Genomic DNA, 1,482 nt, shown 5'->3' on the forward strand with positions numbered 1-1,482 from the left:
TTGCCGATCACGTCGATGTCGCACTGGTAGAACTCGCGGAAGCGGCCGCGCTGGGCGCGCTCGCCGCGGTAGACGCGCTGGGTCTGGTAGCGGCGGAACGGGAAGGTCAGCTCGTGCTCGTGCTCGGCCACGTAGCGGGCCAGGGGCACGGTCAGGTCGAAGCGCAGGGCCAGCTCGGGCAGGCCGTCGCCTTCCTTGGCCAGGGCGCCGGTGGACTGGACGAAGTAGACCTGTCGCTCGGTCTCGCCGCCGGATTTGGTCAGCAGCGTCTCGGACAGCTCGAASACCGGSGTTTCCACCGGCAKGAASCCGAARCGYTCGTARTTCCGGCGGATGGTGTCSAGCATGCGCTGGAAGGCGATCTGCTCGCGYGGSAGCAGCTCCATGACGCCAGGCGGGGTACGSGGCTTGATCAAACGGGCAACTCCGACATTCGTAAGGTGGGGCATTTTACGTGCCCGACAGACACTCGGCAGCCTTGCCGAATATGTGGATTCGCCGTGTTTTTGAATCAACGTATTGCCCGACTTAATACGCTTCCATACAATGCCGCCCCTCAGTCGGGGTGTAGCTCAGTCTGGTAGMGCGCTWCGTTCGGGACGWAGAGGTCGCAGGTTCRAATCCTGTCWCCCCGACCATTTTTCACTGCTTTTTTGCCTGTTCAGCCATTCCGGCCAGGCACCTGATTCTGCTGACACGGTGCTGTCACAGCACACCACATGGTCATCGACCACGTGCACCGTCACTGCTTCGTCGCTGACGCACCTTCAGTCAACGCCGCCTCGTATGCGAGACGGTAGAAGTCGGACACGGCACCGCCGTCTCTCGATGAGCCACCCAGCAGGATGATCTGCGGCTCCGCGAACTGCGGCGGCCGATCCTTGAAGCGCGTGACACGCGAGTTAAGCATCGCGCCAAAGCCATCAAGCGTCTCGGCTCGCATGTCCATGAACTCGACACGCTCACCGAGGCCGCCTGCAGCATCCACCTGCCGGATGTAGACCATCGTGGCCAGCACCACGAACGAGGGCAGGGGCTGCTGTTGCGCCACCTGCTCGCGCAGCGCATGCCCCACCAGGCCGCGATCCGGGTGCGCGATGATCGGGCTGAGATCCAACGCCTGCATCGAACCATCAGGATGGGCCATGAAAAGCAGCGGCGGCGGATCTTCGTCGGGGCCTGTGAGCGAGCTCCGCAGGTCCTCAGTGATCGCCCACAAGCCCAGCAGCGCGCTCTCGATCCGCGCACGATCTTCACTTGTCGGCTCGCGGAATTCCTTCAGGCGACCGACCTGGGCAATGAGATCCAGCAGCTCTTGGGTCAGATGCACGAGGAACGTCCGTCAGAACTTCCGGTCTGCTGGCGGCTTAGCCAGCGTGCACGTTCCAGTGGCAATCGAACTTTCTTTCGTACCCGCCTTGGGACCGGAGTAGAAATGCATGGTTTGATCGCGCGTAAGTGCAAGGGTTGATCGGTTAATGG

Annotated in this window: 2 protein-coding genes and 1 tRNA gene; 1 reads left to right on the forward strand and 2 read right to left on the reverse strand. The window is 62.3% G+C overall.

What is annotated here, in order from left to right; genetic code table 11:
- Window positions 1–416 (reverse strand): ATP phosphoribosyltransferase regulatory subunit (locus AC04L7_RS18555; protein WP_475513681.1); only part of this gene is annotated, 416 nt, incomplete at its 3' end.
- Between the two features lie 145 nt (window positions 417–561).
- Between AC04L7_RS18555 and AC04L7_RS18560 the strand changes: the two genes are divergently transcribed.
- Window positions 562–638 (forward strand) — tRNA-Pro (locus AC04L7_RS18560).
- A 104-nt stretch (window positions 639–742) separates the two neighbouring features.
- Here the strand turns inward: AC04L7_RS18560 and AC04L7_RS18565 are convergent.
- Complete coding sequence (locus AC04L7_RS18565; protein WP_436001502.1) at window positions 743–1,330, reverse strand: hypothetical protein; 588 nt, start codon at window positions 1,328–1,330, stop codon at window positions 743–745.
- Window positions 1,331–1,482 lie beyond the last annotated feature (152 nt).

The organism is Pseudoxanthomonas sp. LjRoot204_2, from assembly GCF_056175765.1.